Annotated in this window: 17 protein-coding genes; 6 read left to right on the plus strand and 11 right to left on the minus strand. The window is 71.5% G+C overall.

From position 1 onward, the window contains the following. On the plus strand, positions 1-903 hold a 903-nt coding region (locus HV824_RS18080), incomplete at its 5' end, for a carboxypeptidase-like regulatory domain-containing protein (RefSeq protein WP_176423858.1). 51 nt (positions 904-954) lie between these two features. Here HV824_RS18080 and HV824_RS18085 read toward each other — a convergent pair. The 5 genes from HV824_RS18085 to HV824_RS18105 form a co-directional block, all read right to left on the minus strand. Further along, positions 955-1,539 (minus strand): MarR family winged helix-turn-helix transcriptional regulator, encoded by a 585-nt coding sequence (locus HV824_RS18085; RefSeq protein ID WP_176423859.1) that lies wholly within the window; start codon positions 1,537-1,539, stop codon positions 955-957. Between the two features lie 154 nt (positions 1,540-1,693). Further along, positions 1,694-2,326 (minus strand): EcsC family protein, encoded by a 633-nt coding sequence (locus HV824_RS18090; protein ID WP_176415801.1) that lies wholly within the window; start codon positions 2,324-2,326, stop codon positions 1,694-1,696. A gap of 3 nt (positions 2,327-2,329) precedes the next feature. After that, a complete protein-coding gene (locus HV824_RS18095; protein ID WP_176415800.1) occupies positions 2,330-2,773 on the minus strand; it encodes a hypothetical protein in 444 nt (147 codons plus the stop codon). A 102-nt stretch (positions 2,774-2,875) separates the two neighbouring features. After that, entirely contained in the window at positions 2,876-3,268 is a 393-nt protein-coding gene (gene panD / locus HV824_RS18100; protein ID WP_163781340.1) for an aspartate 1-decarboxylase, read from the minus strand. Positions 3,269-3,374: 106 nt separating this feature from the next. Then, positions 3,375-4,217, minus strand: coding sequence for an LEA type 2 family protein (locus HV824_RS18105; RefSeq protein WP_176415799.1), 843 nt, complete (start codon positions 4,215-4,217; stop codon positions 3,375-3,377). A gap of 84 nt (positions 4,218-4,301) precedes the next feature. Here HV824_RS18105 and HV824_RS18110 point away from each other — a divergent pair, with 84 nt between their 5' ends. The 4 genes from HV824_RS18110 (at position 4,302) to HV824_RS18125 (ending at position 8,935) form a co-directional block, all read left to right on the plus strand. Beyond that, on the plus strand, positions 4,302-5,819 hold the full coding sequence (locus HV824_RS18110; protein WP_176423860.1) for an alpha/beta hydrolase: 1,518 nt from the start codon (positions 4,302-4,304) through the stop codon (positions 5,817-5,819). A 13-nt stretch (positions 5,820-5,832) separates the two neighbouring features. Beyond that, entirely contained in the window at positions 5,833-6,570 is a 738-nt protein-coding gene (locus HV824_RS18115; RefSeq protein ID WP_163781336.1) for an ATP-binding cassette domain-containing protein, read from the plus strand. Further along, positions 6,567-7,739, plus strand: a complete 1,173-nt coding sequence (locus HV824_RS18120) for an ABC transporter permease (RefSeq protein ID WP_176415797.1) — start codon at positions 6,567-6,569, stop codon at positions 7,737-7,739. Before HV824_RS18115 ends, HV824_RS18120 begins: the two co-directional genes overlap by 4 nt. 128 nt (positions 7,740-7,867) lie before the next feature. After that, entirely contained in the window at positions 7,868-8,935 is a 1,068-nt protein-coding gene (locus tag HV824_RS18125; protein WP_176415796.1) for a DUF2804 domain-containing protein, read from the plus strand. 15 nt (positions 8,936-8,950) lie between these two features. On the opposite strand, the gene HV824_RS18130 is transcribed toward HV824_RS18125, so the two are convergent. From HV824_RS18130 to HV824_RS18155, 6 genes are read right to left on the minus strand one after another with little or no spacing between them, the layout of a single operon-like run. Then, the gene (locus HV824_RS18130) at positions 8,951-10,225 is read right to left on the minus strand and encodes a hypothetical protein (protein ID WP_176423861.1); all 1,275 of its coding nucleotides are present in this window, start codon (positions 10,223-10,225) and stop codon (positions 8,951-8,953) included. Positions 10,226-10,246: 21 nt separating this feature from the next. Next, on the minus strand, positions 10,247-11,611 hold the full coding sequence (locus tag HV824_RS18135) for a phosphoenolpyruvate kinase (protein WP_176423862.1): 1,365 nt from the start codon (positions 11,609-11,611) through the stop codon (positions 10,247-10,249). Continuing rightward, positions 11,608-14,160: a M1 family metallopeptidase gene (locus HV824_RS18140; RefSeq protein ID WP_176423863.1), complete on the minus strand. Its 2,553-nt coding sequence runs from the start codon at positions 14,158-14,160 to the stop codon at positions 11,608-11,610. The genes HV824_RS18135 and HV824_RS18140 overlap by 4 nt, the downstream gene beginning before the upstream one ends. 13 nt (positions 14,161-14,173) lie before the next feature. Then, the gene (locus tag HV824_RS18145; RefSeq protein ID WP_176415920.1) at positions 14,174-14,752 is read right to left on the minus strand and encodes a Wss1p-related putative metallopeptidase; all 579 of its coding nucleotides are present in this window, start codon (positions 14,750-14,752) and stop codon (positions 14,174-14,176) included. A gap of 46 nt (positions 14,753-14,798) precedes the next feature. After that, on the minus strand, positions 14,799-15,386 hold the full coding sequence (locus HV824_RS18150) for a hypothetical protein (protein ID WP_255208134.1): 588 nt from the start codon (positions 15,384-15,386) through the stop codon (positions 14,799-14,801). Further along, complete coding sequence (locus HV824_RS18155) at positions 15,383-16,009, minus strand: hypothetical protein (protein ID WP_368738073.1); 627 nt, start codon at positions 16,007-16,009, stop codon at positions 15,383-15,385. The genes HV824_RS18150 and HV824_RS18155 overlap by 4 nt, the downstream gene beginning before the upstream one ends. Positions 16,010-16,330: 321 nt before the next feature. Between HV824_RS18155 and HV824_RS18160 the strand changes: the two genes are divergently transcribed. After that, positions 16,331-17,716: a DUF2156 domain-containing protein gene (locus tag HV824_RS18160; RefSeq protein ID WP_176423865.1), complete on the plus strand. Its 1,386-nt coding sequence runs from the start codon at positions 16,331-16,333 to the stop codon at positions 17,714-17,716. The last annotated feature ends 2 nt before the right edge of the window (positions 17,717-17,718 follow it).

A 17,718-nucleotide genomic window follows, 5' to 3' on the forward strand; every position in this document is an offset into this window, starting at 1 on the left:
AGCGGCGGGGTGGAGGTGCCGCTGCGCGAGGGGCGGTTGGAGTCGGTGGTGTTGGACGTGGACTCGCTCTTCCCTGAGGGATTGGGTGAAGCGGTGACGCTGCGGGGGAAGCTGGAGCTGGAAGGAACGTTCCGTCCACCGGAGGGCGCGAGGTTGTTGGGGCCGGAGGACGTGGAGGTTCCGCTCGCGCCGGATGGGCGTTTTGTCGTGTCGGGGCTGCCGTCCTGGGCGCCGTCCCGCTTCCGCGTCGAGGTGGCGTCGCCGGTCTCCGGACGCCCGGTGGTCGCGACGGAGCAGGCTTTCGACTTCAGCCCCGAGCCGGGGGTGCGCGATGCCGAGGTGACGTGGCGCGTGAAGCCCTACCGGTGGCTCGTGTTGCGCATGGATGGCGCGATGCGGGCACAGCTAGAGGCGCGGACCCAGAAGCCCTATCCCGTGTTCATCCTCCAGCGGTGGCGCGATGGGACGCGGTGGGAGCTGGCCTCCGCCGGCGCCTTCATCCAGGAGGAGGATGGGATGGCCGTGTCCATCCTGGCGCCGGGGCGCTACCGGGTGCTGGTTTCCTTCTCCGTTCACGAGGTCTACAGCAGCACCGCCGCGGACATGGGCGAGGACCGGGTGGACGGCGCCGTCACCTTCCAGGTGGACGTGGAGGGGAGGGACTGCGAGGTGCTCGTCACGGCCGGGCGCAAGCCGGTGTTCGGCGCGCGGGTCACCGCCTCCAGCGACGTGGGCTCACTGCCTCCCGCGTGGGGCCTCACGGATGCGCGGGGCCGTTGGCGGTTGGGGCGCGTGAGGCCGTTCGGCCTTCACCTGGAGGTCGAGGCGGAGGGCTACGCGCCTTGGACAGGGGACGTTGCCGAGGCTTGCCGGCGAGCGGGCGAGGTGCGCGTTCAGCTCTAGGGAAGACCCCGCTCGCGGCGCTGGCCACGAGCAGGGCCGGGGCCGCGCACGTCAGGCCGCGTTGGCGGTGATGGCGATCAACTCCGCGCGAGTGCGCCTGGGCGCCGCGGCGGGCTCCAGCGCATCGGCCACCGGGGCGTCCGCATCGCCCTCCTCGGCGGCCAGCTCAGGCGCGCGATTCTTGCCGCCCAGGGCCTCCACCCAGCCCTCCAGCAGGTCCATCAGCGCGCTGCGCTGCTCGCCTTCCAACGGCATCAGCAGCCGCGCCATGCGCTCCTGGACCACCGAGTCGGCCTGCTCCGCCAGCGCGCGCCCCTGCTCGGTGAGCCGCACCCGCACGCGGCGCCGGTCATGCCGCACGGAGCGCTCGCGCTGGACGAGCTGCGCGGCCTCCAGCCTGTCCAACAGCCGGCTCAGGCGCGGCGGAGCGATGCCACCCAGCCGCTCCGCGAGGATGTTCACGGGAAGGAGGCTCTCCGCCTTCAGCCACCAGATGGCCTGGACCTCCATCGGGTCCAGCTCGGTATGCGGGAGGGCCCCCAGGGGACTGCCCAGCGCACCGCAGCGCGCTACGTCGATGAGCAGGTTCTTCAACCGCGCCACCTGCACCCGCACTTCCGCCGAGAGCTCGGACATCCTGGTCGTCTCCGTCTCTCGGGCGTCATCGCTCCTCCATCCGAGGGAGCCCGATGACCGCCCGTCTCCATGGGGGGAAAAGCCCCCGACGGGGTCATCAACGGCCCGGCACGGAAGGCATATCGGACCCACGGAGGGAAATGAGCGGGGTGCGTCAGGCGCCGCTGGCCTTCTTGCGCTGGGCCTTCGCCTTGGTGTGCGCCTTGTCGAAGCCCTCGTAGAAGCGCACGGCCTGCTCGCCCACCATCTGGATGTGCTGGTTGTTGAAGTAGGCGGTGACGGGCGCGGCCACCAGCGGCATGGCCCGCCCCAGCGTCTGCATGCCACCCTTCTCCAGCAGCATGGCGGCCAGCTTCCCCAGCACCTTCGGCCCCGCGCGGGGCAGCGGGCCCAGGCCGTTGGCGTAGCCGAACAAATCCAGCATCTCCCCGCGCGCCCGCTCCGTCTTGAGGTTCACCTTGTAGAGGGTGGCCACGTCCGTGAGCAGGAGGATTTGCAGGTACGCCATGAAGAGCAGGTCCGCCGGCAACGCCACCAGCCCGAACACCCCGCTCACCCCGCCCACCATGCTGGCGAGGTTCTTCTTCTCGTCCACGATGCGCTGGGCCAGCTCCCGCGGCGACGCCTGCGGGTAGCGCTTCTCCAGCGTGGCGATGCGCACGCGCGAGCGCGCCACCTCCTGCAGGACGATGTCCGACAGCCGCGCCGAGCCGAGCTTCTTCAGCTCCGCCGGTGTCATCTTCTTCATGAAGGCCAGCCGCTCGGCCACGCTGTCGTAGATGCCCATCCCTCAATAACCCCGCTCGGACAGGTAGAGGTCCACCAGCGCGCCTTCTTCGTACCAGGCGTGCCGCATCTCCACGTTGAACCAGCGCGAGTCTGGCTTCGGCCCGCGCACCTCCAGCTTCACCTGGTTGGGAGAGGTGTCGATGATGGCCGCGCGCGCCTTGCACGCGGAGCCCGGGTCTTCGCCGTAGCCGCCTTCAAGGCAGATTTCATCACCCACCGAGAGCCGACGGGTGTACTCGGTGGCCAGGTAGAGGGCGTCGTCACACGAGCCCCGCGGGGACGACGTGCCCAGCGCCTCACACCGGTTCTGCGGCGGCGCCTTCACGACGGGGATGACCCCGTAGAGCGGGTCGTCGTTGTTCGGATCCGGACGGAAGGCCCCCGTGCCCGTACAACCTGTCAGCACCAGCGAGAGCGCGCCAGCGCTCACCCACGACCGCCTCATCGTATCGACTCCTTCGGGGCCCATGATCCCACCCTCTAAGAAAGGGTGGAGCATGGCAAAAGGCGTTCGATGGGGCAAAGCAGCCCGCGGTCAGCGGAGCCGTCAGGCCGAGCGACGCTGCGGGCCCGGAATCTCGGTCGTCTGCCCGGGCACCACGCGGTTGTCCTTGTCCACGAACACCACGGTGGGCTTCCAGGTCGCCACCTCGGCCTCCTCCACTTCCGCGAAGGTGGCCAGGATGACCAGGTCGCCCGGCTTGTTCAGGTGCGCCGCCGCGCCGTTGATGCAGATGACGCCGCTGCCGGCCTCACCTTCCAGCGCGTAGGTCTCCAGGCGCGTGCCCTGGGTGATGTTCCAGACCGCGACCTTCTCGTTCTCCACGATGTCGGCGGCGCGGAGCAGGTCGCGGTCGATGGTGACGGACCCTTCGTAATCCAGGTCAGCCTGGGTGACGGTCGCGCGGTGGATTTTCGACTTGAAGAGGATGCGGCGCATGTGGGTCTGGACCTTGGAAAAAGCGGCAAGGACGCCCCACCGTAACGTCTGGGGCGCCCTGGGACAACCCTGCGTTCAGCTCCCCTGCCCGCAGTGCAGGCAGGCGTCACTTAACGAAATTGACGAGCTGACTGAGACTCAGGGGAACGCTCTGGGATTCCGAGGTGAGCTTGCCGTCCAGGCGGACCTGCGCATTTCCGCCCGAGCGCAGGGCCAGCGCCGCGTTCGCCGCGCGCGCGAAGTTGATGGTGAGGGGCAGGGTGACCTGCTTCGTCCCGCTGCCGTCCAGCTTGCCCAGGTTGCCGGTGGAGAGCGTGCCCACATCCGCGCCCGCCACCTTCAGCGCGCCGGTGATGCCGGCCACCGGCAGCGGGAAGCTGTTGCGGTTGGTGATGGACAGCGGGAACTCCACGGTGGCGCCGGACAGGGTGATGTTCTTGATGCGCGGCGCCTGGAAGGACACCTGCGGAACCTTGGGGACCTCGAAGGTGCCCTCCTTCGCCAGCGGGAAGCTCAGCACGCCCACGGGCGTCTTCACGCCCAGCTTGCCCTGCGCCTTGAAGGCGGCCTTGTCCTGCTTGAGGAACGTCTCCAGCACGGGGACGATGTCCGCGAACTTCACGTTGGCGGGGAAGACGAGCTCGCTCTTGCCGTTGGCCTTGAGCGCCAGCCCGGAGCGCGGCTTTCCAGCCACCACCTGCTTGCCCTCCACGAAGAAGGCGTAGTCCACCTCGGCCAGGTTCAACCCGAAGCCGTTGGGGTTGTTCAGCTCGTAGACCAGGTTGATGGTGGCGTCGGACAAGGACGCATCCGCGAGCCGGGCTGTCTTGAAGGAGAGGGTGGGCTTCTTGAAGGCCCCCTTCAGCATCTTCTGGAGGGCGGCGCAGCCACTGAGCGTGGTGAGTCCAAGGACGGCCAGGACGAGGAGGGCGCGTTTCATGGTGGGCATGGGCGTATCACCGGACGGCCCCTCTCCGCGCGGATTCAATGCAATGCCGTGGGAGGTGGTATGTGGGAAGCCTCCCGTACCCAGATGGAGGCACCCTTGTCCGGGGTCCGTGCACACATCTCCGCCCATCTTCCACCCTGGCGCGCCTGGCTGGCCCTGGGCTTGCTGGCCGCGGCCTCGGTGTCCTGTTCCAAGAGCAGCCAGGACCCCGCGGAGCGGCGGACCCTGTCGCTGAAGCCCTGCCGGTTGGAGGGGCTGGCCACGCAGGCCCAGTGCGGAACCTACGAGGTCTTCGAGGACCGGGCCGCTCGCACGGGCCGCAAGATTCCCCTGCGCGTCGTGGTGGTGCCGGCGCTGGCGGCGCAGCCGCGGCCGGATCCGCTGGTGCTGCTGGCGGGAGGCCCGGGCCAGGCGGCGTCGCGTTCGACGCAGGTGTTGATGGCGGTGGAGCGCATCCGCCGCAAGCGCGACATCGTGCTGGTGGACCAGCGGGGCACGGGAGACTCGAATCCGCTGAACTGCAAGACGGACACGCCGGAAGAGGGCCTGTCCTCGCGGCTCGAGGAGAGCGGCGCGGCGGAGGAGGTGCGCAAGTGCCGCGAGGGCTGGGACGCGGACGTGCGCCACTACACCACGCCCGTCGCCATGGACGACCTGGACGAGGTCCGCGAGGCGCTGGGCTACGAGCAGCTCAACCTCTGGGGCGTGTCCTACGGCACGCGCGCGGCGCTCGTGTACATGCGGCGGCACCCGGAGCGCGTGCGGACCGCCATCCTGGACGGCGTGGCGCCCATGGGGCTGTACCTGCCGCTCTACGCACCCCGCGACGCGCAGCAGGCGCTGGACCGTCTGCTGGCGAACTGCGAGGCGGACGCGGCGTGCGCCAATGCGTATCCGGACCTGCGGCCCAGGACGGAGGCGTTGCTGACGACGCTGGAGACCACGCCCGCGCGCACCCGGGTGGCGCACCCGCGCACCGGCGTGCTGGAGGAGGTCGTCCTGTCGCGCCGCGCCTTCCTGTCGCAGCTCTTCGTGCAGCTCTACAGCCCGGAGCTGTCCTCCCTGGTGCCGCTGATGCTGGACCGGGCCACGCAGGGAGACTGGTCCCCCTTCGTCGCGCTCAGCGTGGGCCTGACGGAGAACCTGGGCCGCACGGTGAGCCAGGGCCTCTACTTCGCCGTCGTGTGCGCGGAGGACGCGCCCTTCTACGACGAGGCGGCGGTGGCTCGCGAGTCGCAGGGCACCTGGTTCGGCCCGACCATGGGCCGGGAAGTGCTCTCCGTCTGCGCGGACTGGCCGCGCGCCGCCCTGCCCCAGGGCTACCGCGAGCCGGTGGTGTCGTCGGTGCCCACGCTGCTCTTGTCGGGCGAGCTGGACCCGGTGACGCCGCCCGCGTGGGCCGAGGAGGCGAAGCGCACGCTCTCCAACAGCCTGCACGTGGTGGTGCCCGGCGTGGGCCACAACACGATGGGCGTGGACTGCGCGCGCACGCTGATGGTGGACCTGCTGAACCAGGGGCGCGTGGAGGGGCTGTCGTCCACCTGCGGCGCCAGTCTCACCCGGCCTCCCTTCTTCACCTCCTTCGCCGGCCCGGTGCCGTGAGGACGCGCGCGCCATGATTGAAGCCAGGAACCTGCACAAGCGCTTTGGCAAGAAGGTGACGGCGGTGGAGGACGTGTCCTTCACGGCGGAGGACGGCGTCATCACCGGCCTGCTGGGCCCCAACGGCGCGGGCAAGACGACGACGATGCGCATGCTCTACACGCTGGTGCGGCCGGACCGCGGCACCGCGCTGGTGGACGGCGTGGACGTGGTGCAGCGGCCCCAGGAGGCCCGGCGGGCGCTGGGGGTGCTGCCGGACGCGCGCGGCCTCTATCCGCGCCTCACCGCCCGCGAGCACGCGCGCTACTACGGCGAGCTGCACGGCCTGTCCGGCGCCGCGCTGGACAAGCGCGTGGACGAGCTGCTGGACCTGTTGGACATGCGGGACATCGCGGACCGCCGCACGGAGGGCTTCAGCCAGGGCCAGCGCGTGAAGGTGGCCCTGGCGCGGGCGCTGGTGCATGGGCCTCGCAACGTGCTCCTGGACGAGCCCACCAACGGGCTGGACGTCATGAGCACGCGCTCGGTGCGCACGCTGCTGCGGCGGCTGAAGGATGAGGGCCGGTGCGTGGTGTTCTCCAGCCACGTCATGCAGGAGGTGGCCGCGCTGTGTGACCGCATCGTGGTGGTGGCGCACGGACGGGTGGTGGCGGACGGGACGCCGGAGGCGCTGCGCGCGAGCACCGGCAAGGACAGCCTGGAGGAGGCCTTCGTGGCCACCATCGGCACGGACCAGGGGTTGATGCAATGAGCGGGCTGTCCTTCTCCGTCTTCCGCAAGGAGTTGAAGGACCACCTGCGCGACAGGCGCTCGGTGCTCACCTCGCTGGCGTGGCCGCTGATTGGCCCCGTCGTGTTCATGGTGATGTTCAACCTGCTGGCCTCCTGGTACCGGCAGGACCGGCCGCTGGCGCTGCCGGTGGTGGGGCGGGAGCACGCCCCCAGCCTGATGGCCTTCCTGGAGCGCTACGGCGCGCAGCTGGAAGCGGCGCCGGAGGACTACGAGTCGCGCATCCGGGCGGGCTCGCTGGACGCGGTGCTGATAGTGCCGGACGACTACGCCGAAGCGTACTCCGCCGGGCGCACCGCCGAGGTGCAGCTCGTGGTGGACAGCTCGCGCCAGTCCGCGCGCCAGTCGGTGCTGCGCGCGCGGCGACTGCTGGAGGCGTACGCCCAGCTCCTGGGCACGCAGCGCCTGTATGCGCGGGGCGTCGCGCCGGAGCTGGCCATCCCCGTGCGGGTGCAGGAGGCGGACCTGTCCACGCCGGAGCGCACCGCGGCGGGCCTGCTCAACATGGTGCCGCTCTTCCTGGTCATCGCCGCCTTCGCGGGCGGCATGCAGGTGGCCAGCGACGCCATGGCGGGGGAGCGCGAGCGCGGCTCGCTGGAGCCCCTGCTGCTCAACCCGGCGCCCCGGGGCGCGGTGGTGACGGGCAAGTGGCTGGCCACCGTGGTCATGGCCGTCGCGGCGGTGCTGATAACGCTGGTGGGCTACATGTTGGTGGTGCGGCGCGTGCCCTTGGAGGACCTGGGGGTGAAGGCCCGCTTCGACGCGTCCGCCGCCCTGGGCATGGCCGCCGCCGTGCTGCCGCTGGCGCTGGCCGCCTCCGCCGTGCAGGTGTGGGTGTCCACCTATGCACGCTCCTTCAAGGAAGCGCAGACGTACCTGTCCCTGCTGATGGTGGTGCCGATGATGCCGGGCATGGTGCTGGCCCTGTCGCCGCTCCAGCCGAAGCTGTGGATGTTCGCGGTGCCGGTGCTGGGCCAGGAGGTGCTCGCGGGCGAGGTGATGCGCGGTGAGCCGCTGGGCGCGCTGCCGTTCCTCATCGCGGGCGTGTCCAGCCTCCTGCTCACGGTGCTGGCGCTGGTGGTCACCGCCCGGCTGTTGTCCCAGGAGCGCATCGTCTTCGGCCGGGGCTGACGGGGGGCCCCAGCGCGCCGACGTTGCGTTACGCTCCGCACACCCTCTCAGGTGTCACTGTCGGCGGGTGGCACTTGGGCGGCGGCCTGACATGACAGCCACGCGCCTTTTCCTTCCAATGGGGCCAGATGAAGCCAGAGCGAGACGCCTTGTTCCCTCCCGCGCCAGCCTCCGTGGCCACCTCCGGGGGGGAGCCCCGATTCGGTACCTACCAGGGTGAGCTGCCCGAAGTGGACCTGCCGCGCCTGCGGGGGCAGTGGGCCCCGGGCCGCGCCACGCGGCTGCTGAAGCGCAAGCGCTGGCACTACACCTTCGCGGCCACGCCCGAGGTCGCCGCGCTCTTCGCGGTGGTGGACCTGGGCTACACGTCGAGCGCCTTCGCGGTGGCCCTGGACCTGCGCGAGCGCAAGCCGCTGTGTGACGTGAGCTTCCTGGGCGCGCCCGGCCCCATGGTGGAGCTGGGCGACAAGCCGGGGCAGGGCCTCAAGGCCTCCTTCCGCACGCTGGGCGGACGGCTGTCGGTGCAGCGCGGCCAGGACGACGAGCGCTACCGGGTGGCGGTGGACGTCAGCCGGCTGCGCACCGGGAGCCTCCAGTCCTTCCAGTGGGAGGGCGACTTGATGGTGGCCGGCGGCCCGCCCGCGCTCACGGTGGTGGCGCCGGTGGAGGGTGACGGGCTGGTGAACGTCACCATGAAGAGCAACGGCCTGCTCGCCTTCGGCAGCCTGGAGGCGGGCGGGAAGCGCTTCCGGTTGGACGGCGGCGTGGGCGGCATGGACTACACGCAGGGCTACCTGGCGCGGCACACCGCCTGGCGCTGGGCCTTCGCGGCGGGGCGGCTGGCGGACGGCACGCCGGTGGGCATCAACCTCGTGGAGGGCTTCAACGAGGGCAACGCGGACGCCAATGAGAATGCGCTGTGGCTGGGGGACACGCTGTACCCGCTGGCGCGCGCCCGCTTCGAATACGACGCGAAGGACCTGATGGCGCCGTGGCGGCTGGCGACGGTGGATGGCGCGGTGGACCTGCGCTTCGAGCCCCTCCATGTGCACCGCGAGGACCGGAACCTGCGCCTCGTCGTGAGCCACTTCGCGCAGCCGGTGGGCTTCTTCAACGGAACCGTGCGCGTGGGGAGCCGCACGCTGGAGCTGTCCAACGTCCCCGGCGTCACCGAGGACCAGGACATGCTCTGGTGAGGTGAGGGGCCGCGTTCAGGGCGTCGGGGCGGTGTGGATGAGCTCGGACGTGAGCCGGCCCTCAGGGTGGGCGCGCTCGGTCCACTCGAGTGCGCCGTTCGCGTCGGCCCGCGCCTCCTCGGTGATTGCCCCCGTGGTGAGCGTCAGGGCTCGCGGTCCAGCCGAGGGGGTCCGGCGCAGCACCAACTCCATGGAGGCAGAGAGCACCTCCGCGGGTCGGTAGACGTCGAGCACTGCCTCCGCCGGGCCACCCGGCCGCAGCACGTCGCGCACGGTGTCGTGGACCCGCTCTTCCGTGGCGAGCCCCCGCTTCGACGTGAAGGTGCCCTTGAGCGTGCGCGAGCCCTGGCGCCCCTCGTAGCGGTACGCCGTCCCGGGAGCGGCGGGCGGGGGCTCCCGTTCGCGGCGGAGCGTCACCTGGAGCGTGAGACGTCCGTCTTCCGCATGCGCATGGCGCTGCTCCGTCAGCCGCCCCGCCTCATCCGTGACGGTGGTGAGGGTGCGGTCCTCCGCGCGCGGACCCTTCGCGGCGCCTGGCAGCAGCAGGCTGGTGGAGACCTCCGTGCGTCGCGAGCCGCCCTCCAGAAGTCGCTCGGTGCGCCAGTCGAAGCCCGCGAGCCGGCCATCCAGCTTCAGCACGCGAAGCGCCTTCGTGCGCGCGGACGTCCGGGCGGGGCCGGGCACCTCGAGCGTGGCGGCCAGGCCGGTGGTGACGCGGCGGAAGGTTCGCGCGTAGCCGGGCTCGTCATGGGCGCACAGCAGGGGCAGCTCCGGGCTCGCGCTCACCATCAGCTTGAGCCGTCCCGCGCTCACGCTGTCCCCGGGGGCGGCCACCTCGTAGTCCACGTCCACGAACATCACCGGTGCGTCCGCGACGATGGAGACGTCCGTGGGCGTCATGCTCCGGACGGTGACGCCCTGGTGGCCTTGCACCGCCTTGGCCACCGCGAGCACCGCGCCCGCCGCGTCGATGGGGCGCTCGTACACGAAGCAGCTCAGCGGCGCCTCCGTGCCCAGGGGAATCTCCAGCCGCGTGGAGCCTTCGTGCCGCGTCAGGCGGGGCGCGGCGGTGGCTTCCACCTCGGCGGTGAAGATGCCTTCGGCGGAGCGCACGCGCTGCTTGGGCAGCGGCGCCAGCTCCCGAGCGAGGGGACCTGTCGGCGCGGGTGCCGACGGAGGTGCCTTCGAGGCGGGCCCCGGCTCGGGCACGGGCTGCTCGGGCCGGGCCGTCATCGCGGACGGTCCGGCACAGGCGGAGGAGAAACACAGCAGGAGCGCGAGACGCCGCATGACGAAGCCTGGAGCCGCGACCTAGCTGGAATTGGCCCGGGCGCGGCGCGCCGCGACGATGTCCCGGAAGGAGCGGCTGCGCAGCTCCTCCAGCGTGAGGCCGGCCGCCAGCACCTCGTCCTGGGTGAGCGCGCCGCAGCTCAGGCCGCGCAGGAAGAAGTTGAGCAGGCCCTGGCCGGTGGCCGCGTCGTCGAAGACGTCTCCCACCAGCGTGGCCTGCGCGGCCTTGTCCATGAAGGCCCTGAGCCTGCGCGAGGCCGCGTCCAGCCCCTCCAGGAAGAACGCATACACCGCCGCGTAGCGCACGGGGAGCTGGCCCGGGTGCAGGTCCCACCCCTGGTACCAGCCCCGCTCCAGCGAGTGGCGGATGTGCCGGTACGACACCTGCCAGACCCGGTGAATCGCCTCCATGTTCTCCCGGCGCTCGGTGGGCAGCAGCGGCTCGTCCTGCTTCGCCCGGTGGGGCGGCACCGGCATGACGTTGGTGGCGCCGTCCGCCAGCCGGATGCCCGTGTCCGCGAGTGACACCTGCACCAGGTCCCTCAGGAAGTCGCAGGCCGGGTGCAGCATCGTCTGCGCATGCGCGCTGACGCCCAGCGCGGCGGTGTAGTCGTACACGCCCAGGTGGACGCTGGTGCAGCGGCCCGCGCTCGCGGCCACCAGCGTGGGCAGGTGCAGCCGGCCCTGCTGGTCGAAGAGCGCCTGGGGCGTCTCCACCATCAGCTCGATGCCCACCGTGCCCACCGGCAGCCCGTGCCGCGTCTCCAGCACCTCCAGGACGCGGGCGAGCGCCGCCACCTGCTCCGGCAGCGACACCTTGGGCAGCGTGACGACGAAGCCGGGTGGCAGCTTCCCACCCGAGCGCTCCAGCAGCGTGGTGAGGAACAAATCCAACGTGCGTGTGGCGCGGTCGAACAGCTCCTCGGTGAAGGACTTCACCCGGATGCCGATGAAGGGCGGTAGCAGCTCCCGCGCCAGCCCGCGCGCCAGCTCCTCCGCGGTGGACACGGCGTGCCCGTCCTCCTCCGCGTCGGAGCGGTGCCCGTAGCCGTCCTCGAAGTCGATGCGCAGGTCCTCCACCGGCTCGCGCTCCAGCTTGGCCACCACGCGCGCGTAGACGCGCTGGGCGAAGCGGCCGCGCTGGGGCAGCCCCAGCCCATGGGCGAGGACGGGCGCGTCCGGTGCGTACTCCTTGAGCGTGTTCAGCGCGATGCCGCCCAGCTTCCGGGCCGTCTCCGCCCGGAAGAGGTGCGCGCCGCCGTATACCACGTGCACCGGCTGCCGCCGGGTCGAGTCCCCCGGGTAGGCGCGCTCGAGCCCCGCGTTGGCCTGCCGCAGGGCCTCCCGCACCCCCGAGAGGCTCGCCTCCGTCAGCGTCGTCTTCATGGCTGGCGCTTCAGCCACGCGGACACCTCGGGCATGCAGCGCTCACGCAGCGCCACGTCCTGGGACAGCCGCTCCAGCGTCTGCGCCGTGGCCTGCTGCGCCTCGGGGATGGGCTGGGCCTTGAGCAGGGCCTGCATCTGCTCCAAGTGCTCGCGCGTGCGCAGCATGCCCATGGCCTCGACGATGCGGCGCAGCAGCATGGGGGCGCCGCCGGTGCGGGCCACCACGTCCTTCCACTGCGTGCGCATCTGCGCCCACCACGCGTCGCGGCCGACGCGGTTGCCCAGCAGTCCGGCGACGAAGCTGGCCACGTCCTGCGTCTTCACCGTGTCCGTGTAGAGCAGCCCGCGCGCGCGCTCGGTGAGCTCCGGGGCCTCGAAGGCGGTGAGCGCCAGGAGGTAGCGGCGCTGCGTGGCCGGGTCGGGCTCTGACGGGAGCTTCTGGAGGAAGGTGTCGAAGAGCGCCGCGTCGCCCGCGCGCGCCACCATGCCCACCGCGGCGTCCAGCAGGTTGGGCTCCAGCGCGTCCCGCTGTCCCTGGAGCATGCGCTCCACGCGGGGCCGGGCCTCGGCGAGCGCGTCCTGGCCGCGCGCCAGCCCGCCCACCGCGCGCACCAGCGATGCGCGCCGCAGCTTCACCCGGTCCGCCTCGTTCGGCGCGGGCTGCCAGCCCAGCTTCTTCAGCCCGGGCCCCAGCAGCTTCTCCACCCACGCGCGGAAGCGCACCTGGTCCTCGCCGTCCGTCAGCCGGCCTTCGATGTAGGCCAGCCGGCCCACCAGCTCGTCCAGGACGGAGTCGTCCTCCTCGTCACCGAAGCGGCCCGCCAGGTCCAGCAGGTCCGCCACCGACACCTGTCCCGCGCGCACCAGCGCCCACTGGTCCGCCAGCAGGGCGGTGCGCTCGGAGGGGGCCAGCGCCTTCAGGTTCGCCGCCAGCTTCGCCAGGGCCGGCTTGTCGTAGGCCACCCGGTAGAAGCCGGTGGAGCCCGCGTTGGCCGTCAGCCACTTCACCTCGCCCTCGCCCTCCAGCTTCACCGTGGCCTGGGCGTCCCGCAGCAGCACGCGCTGTTCGCGCACGCCAGTGCTGTCCTCGTAGCGCAGCACCACCGGCACCGGCCACGTCTCACCGCTCCGCGCGCCGGGCTCGGTGTAGAAGCGCCGCTGCGCCAGCGACAGCCCGCGCCCGTCCAGCGTCGCCGTCACCAGCGGGAAGCCGCTCTGGCCCACCCACGCGGTGGCCAGCTCCTCCACCGGCTGCTTCGCGGCGTCGCCCAGCGCGTTCCACAAGTCTTCCTTCACCGCGTTGGCGCGCGCGTGCTTGCGCATGTACTGGCGGATGCCCTCGCGGAAGGGGCCTTCCCCGAGGAAGCCCTCAATCATCCGCAGCACCGCGCCGCCCTTCTCGTACGTAATCGCGTCGAAGCTCTCGCCGGCCTCGCCCGCGTTGCGCACCTCGCCGTGGATGGGGTGCGTGGACTTGAGCGCGTCCAGGTGCAGCGCGCTGGCGCGGTGCGCGTCGAAGTCCAGCCACATGCGCCACTCGGGGCGCCACTGGTCCACGATCTTGAAGGCCATCCACGTGGCGAACGCCTCGTTGAGCCACAGGTCGTCCCACCACACCATGGTGACCCAGTTGCCGAACCACTGGTGCGCCAGCTCGTGCGTCACCACCTCCGCAACGCGCTTCTTCACCGACAGCGGCGCGGTGGCAGGGTCCAGCAGCAGCGCCACCTCGCGGTAGGTAATCAGGCCGGCGTTCTCCATGGCGCCGGCCTCGAAGTCGGGGATGCCCACCTGGTCCACCTTGGTGAAGGCATACGGCAGCCCGAAGTAGTCCTGGAGCCTGGGCAGCACCGCCAGGGCCACGTCCTGGCCGAAGCGCGTCAGGTGCGCCTTCTCCGGCAGCGCCCAGGTCCGCACCGGCACGCCCTGCACGTCCTCCGCGTCCGTGCCCACCAGCGGGCCCACCACCAGGGCGATGAGGTAGCTGCTGAGCACCTCCGTCTCCTGGAACGTCACCGCGCGCAGGTTGCCCTCCTGCGTGTCCTTCACCACCGGGCCGTTGCCCAGCGCGGTGAGCCCCGGCGGCACGCGCACGGTGAGGGCCCAGCGCGCCTTGAAGGCGGGCTCGTCGAAGCAGGGGAAGAGGCGGCGCGCGTCGGCGGCCTCGAACTGGGTGGCCGCCACCTTGCCCGCCTGGTACAGGCCGCGCAGCCCTTCGGTGAAGCGCCCCGTCCACGCGACGTCCAGCGACGCGGCGCCCGTGGGCAGCGCTTCCTCGAAGCGGAGCACCACCGTCTCGCTCGCCTGGGCGGGCTGGATGGAGGACGGCTTGCGCTGCTGGCCACCGGCGCGGAACGTCACGTCGCCCAGCGCCAGGGAGATGCCGTGCAGGATGATTTCGTTCGACGGCGCCGCCACGTCCAGGTCGACGGTCTGCTGGCCGGAGAAGGACTTCGCCTCCAGGTCCAGGGTCAGCGTGGCCGTGTAGCGGCGGGGACGGATGGAGGTCGGCAGGCGGAAGTTCTTGTCTTCGGTCGGATGCGCCATAGGGAGGCGGAATCTAGCCTCCGCGCCGCCGCCTGCCTGGACTTATGTCGGGGGTGTCCGCCGTCACACCCTTCCTGACCCCGGAACGCCGTGGCCGGGCCGGGCGGGGCACCAGCTGGTGGAAGAGGCTGGATTCGCGCTGGAAGAAGCCTTCCGTGTGGAAGGAAGCGGGCAGCTCCAGCAGAAGAAAGTCCAGGTGGTGACACAGCTCATGCAGCAGGGTGCGGAGGTAGGTGCGGAAGGCCACCACCCGCGCGTGCTTCGCGGTCCGCATCCACAGCTGGATGCGAGGGCGACGACCCCGCTCCAGGCTGTACAGGCCGTGCAGCTCGCCCGTCGTCGACGACGGGCGGACCTCCAGCACCTCCACCCGCGGCGCGAACAGGTCCAGCCGCTCGCAGAGGGCGTCACTCAGCCGGACGGTGGCGCGCTCGGTGTCCGGCTGCCGGCCCGTCGCCAGGGCCTCGCGCAGCGCGGCCACCAGGGGCTCCAGCGTCTTGGGCTCGCGGAGCCGGAGCGCGCTCACCGAGTCACTCATCCGGTAGACGCGCCGCTGGGCGGGGGTGAGGGTGTCGTAGTAGGCGAAGGGCACGGGCGAGTCGCTCTCGCGCAAGCTTCCCACCCGCGCCCGCCCCTGGCTACAGGCCGCCGGCCTCCAGCGCGCCGCCCAGCCCGGGGAAGGGCTTGGTGAGCAGGGCCTGGAAGACGATGTCCTCCAGCCGGACTTGCGCCGGGAGCTGGGGCAGGGAGAGGCCGGAGCGGACCACCGTGTTGCTGACGATGACCCAGACGCGTCGCCGGCCAATGGCCTCCTTGAGCGCCGGTGAATCGATGCGCACCGGCGTGCGCGAGTCGGGCTGGAAGGTCCGCTCGGCGAGGATTTCCGTCGCCCTGTCGTAGTAGGCCGGCCGGTTGAAGTCCGTGTAGAGCCGCGGGTTGTTCGGCGTGGCGCTTCCGGTGAGCGACAGGCGCGCGGACGTGCGCAGGGTGAGCGTGGGGGACGGGTTGACCACCACGAGGGTGGCGGAGACCTCGTTGACGATGATGTCCAGGTCCTGTGTGTTGACGGACTCCTCCGGCAGGTCGAGCGCCACCTCCGCGTAGACGGGCTCGAGCAGCGAGGTGACGGGCACCACCTGGTCGAAGGGCTCGGTCTGGATGGCGATCTCCGCCGAGCACGCGGACAGCAGCAGCACGCAGGGAAGCAGCAGGGCGCGCATCATCATCGGAAGCTCCACGACAGGTCGAGGACGGGAAGGACGGGCAGGCTCTCTCCCGGAAGGGCCGGGTCGCTCATGTCCACGTAGGTGGCGCCCAGGCCCAGGCCGAAGTGCTCGCCGCCGTAGCGGATGCCCGCGGCGGCGCGCAGGGTGGTGCCCCCCTTCACGCGAACGCCCGCCTCGCCCACCACGGACCAGGGGCCCGCGAAGTTGAACGCCAGCGCGCCGGTGAAGGAGAGGTAGTCGGACGTGTAGTGGCCGTAGCGCGCCTCGCCCTGCACCAGCACGGGGCCCAGCGCCAGGCCATAGACGCCGTAGAAGGAGGGGCCGGACAGCTCGGGCTCGAAGCGCTGGAGCGCCGGCGTGTCCGCCTCCGACGTCACCACGTCCGAATAGACGGAGGCGCCCACGAAGTGCGTGTAGCGCGCGCCCAGCACGATGCGGTGTGGCCCGGCGGCCATCGCCCAGCGCAGCCCCACGTTGGGCGCCAGCAAGGCATTGGCATACATGGACGTGTCCACGGCCAGTCCCGAGAACAGCGGCAGCGCCGTGCGCTGGAGTCCCAGCACGGGCGCGTCGATGACCTCCGCCGCGTCTGTCGTCAGCAGGCGCGCGGTGTTGGTTCGCACGCCACCGGCATCGTCTCCATTGGCGGCAGCCAGACAGGGGGATAACAGGGCCGCGAGCGCGCAGGCCGCGAGTGAAGGAGATTTCAATCCACGGGCTCCAGTTGGAGGGAGTGCCCCGCACGCTAGGCTGACTTTGGCTTTCCCTGAGTGCCCGCCTGCCCTCTTGTGCTGCAACTGTCGGCTGGCGCGCGCGTGTGGTCGCTGGAGACCTCGCTGCGTCGCGCGCGCTCATGCGCGCCGTATGAGGCACGCGGCTCTGGTCCGGACAGAGGGTGTTCTCGTTTGCCGTCCACGGGGTGGGGCACATACCTTCCGCCGCGCGTGGAAGGACATTCCCCAAAGAAGGACCCGGCTGGCCCGGAGTCACGCGAGCAGGTGCTGGCGCTGCTGCGCCGGTACGGGTGGAACGCCACCTCGTTCCAGGTGCTGCAGCCCGGCTTCCGCTACTGGTTCGACCCGGCGGGCGACGCGTGCGTGGCGTACGTGGACACGGGCGGCGCCTGGGTGGCGGCCGGAGCGCCCATCGCCGCGCCGGAGCGGCTGGCTTCGGTGACGGAGGACTTCCGCGCGGCCGCGCGAGCAGTGAGTCGGCGCGTGTGCTTCTTCGCCACCGAGCCGCGCTTCCTGGAGCTGGCCCCCATGGCGTCGCTGTCCATCGGCGAGCAGCCCGTCTGGGACCCGGCGCACTGGGACGACGTCGTGCGAGGCAGCCGCGGCCTGCGTGAGCAGCTGCGCCGTGCCCGCGCGCGAGGCGTGAAGGTCCGCGAGGTGCCCGCCACGGAGCTGGGAGATTCGCTGCACCCCACGCGGCGCGCGGTGGAGCTGCTGAAGGCGCGCTGGCTGGCGTCCCGCCGCATGGCGCCCATGGGCTTTTTGGTCCAGCTCCGTCCCCACGCCTTCGCGAGCGAGCGCCACGCCTTCGTCGCGGAGGTGGACGGCGAGGTGGTGGGCTTCCTGTCGGTGTCGCCCGTGTATGCCCGCGAAGGCTGGTTCCTCCAGGATCTGCTCAGGGATCCGGAGGCGCCCAACGGCACCGCGGAGGCGTTGGTGGACGCGGCCATGCGCGCGGCGGTCGCCACCGGGCGGCGCTACGTGACGCTGGGACTGGCGCCGCTCGCGGGGCCCGTGCGGCCGTGGCTGCGGCTGGCGCGGGCGTGCGGCCGGCCGCTCTTCGACTTCGAGGGGCTGCGCACCTTCAAGGGGAAGTTTCGCCCTGACGCCTGGGTGCCCATCCATCTGTCCTATCCCGAGCCTCGGGGTGGGCTGGCGGCGGTGTACGACGCGCTGCGGGCCTTCGCGCAGGGCAGCCTGCTGCGCTTCGGCGTCGCCACGTTGCTGCGGCGTCCGCGCCTGCTGGTGCACGCGCTCGCCGTGCTGCTCGTCCCGTGGACCGCGCTGCTGGCGCTGCCCGCCACGGCGCGCTGGTTCCCGTCCGTCCAGGTGCAGTGGGCGTGGGTGCTGTTCGACGTGGGCCTGACCGTGGGCCTCTTCTCCCTGGTGCGGCGCTGGCGGGATTCCCTGGCCACGGTGCTGGGCGGGCTGACGGCGGCGGACGCGTGTCTGACGTTCGTCCAGGCCGTCACCTACAACGTGCCGCTCGCCCGGAGCCCGCTGGACTGGGCCATCATCGCCCTGGCCGTGCTCGCGCCGGCGACGGCGTCCGGGCTGCTCTTCCTCTCTCGCGACCTGCGCCTGCCCGGACGCTAGCC

The organism is Myxococcus sp. AM009, assembly GCF_013372605.1.
Taxonomy (GTDB): Bacteria; Myxococcota; Myxococcia; order Myxococcales; family Myxococcaceae; genus Myxococcus; species Myxococcus vastator.

Bases quoted from the DNA above. Each gene is read 5' to 3' on its own strand.
- HV824_RS18110 (WP_176423860.1), top strand. From the start codon at position 4,302: ATGGAGGCACCCTTGTCCGGGGTCCGTGCACACATCTCCGCCCATCTT.
- panD (WP_163781340.1), bottom strand. From the start codon at position 3,268: ATGCGCCGCATCCTCTTCAAGTCGAAAATCCACCGCGCGACCGTCACC.
- HV824_RS18120 (WP_176415797.1), top strand. From the start codon at position 6,567: ATGAGCGGGCTGTCCTTCTCCGTCTTCCGCAAGGAGTTGAAGGACCAC.
- HV824_RS18085 (WP_176423859.1), bottom strand. From the start codon at position 1,539: ATGTCCGAGCTCTCGGCGGAAGTGCGGGTGCAGGTGGCGCGGTTGAAG.
- HV824_RS18115 (WP_163781336.1), top strand. From the start codon at position 5,833: ATGATTGAAGCCAGGAACCTGCACAAGCGCTTTGGCAAGAAGGTGACG.
- HV824_RS18150 (WP_255208134.1), bottom strand. From the start codon at position 15,386: ATGATGATGCGCGCCCTGCTGCTTCCCTGCGTGCTGCTGCTGTCCGCG.
- HV824_RS18140 (WP_176423863.1), bottom strand. From the start codon at position 14,160: ATGGCGCATCCGACCGAAGACAAGAACTTCCGCCTGCCGACCTCCATC.
- HV824_RS18125 (WP_176415796.1), top strand. From the start codon at position 7,868: ATGAAGCCAGAGCGAGACGCCTTGTTCCCTCCCGCGCCAGCCTCCGTG.
- HV824_RS18135 (WP_176423862.1), bottom strand. From the start codon at position 11,611: ATGAAGACGACGCTGACGGAGGCGAGCCTCTCGGGGGTGCGGGAGGCC.
- HV824_RS18095 (WP_176415800.1), bottom strand. From the start codon at position 2,773: ATGAGGCGGTCGTGGGTGAGCGCTGGCGCGCTCTCGCTGGTGCTGACA.
- HV824_RS18130 (WP_176423861.1), bottom strand. From the start codon at position 10,225: ATGCGGCGTCTCGCGCTCCTGCTGTGTTTCTCCTCCGCCTGTGCCGGA.
- HV824_RS18105 (WP_176415799.1), bottom strand. From the start codon at position 4,217: ATGCCCACCATGAAACGCGCCCTCCTCGTCCTGGCCGTCCTTGGACTC.
- HV824_RS18090 (WP_176415801.1), bottom strand. From the start codon at position 2,326: ATGGGCATCTACGACAGCGTGGCCGAGCGGCTGGCCTTCATGAAGAAG.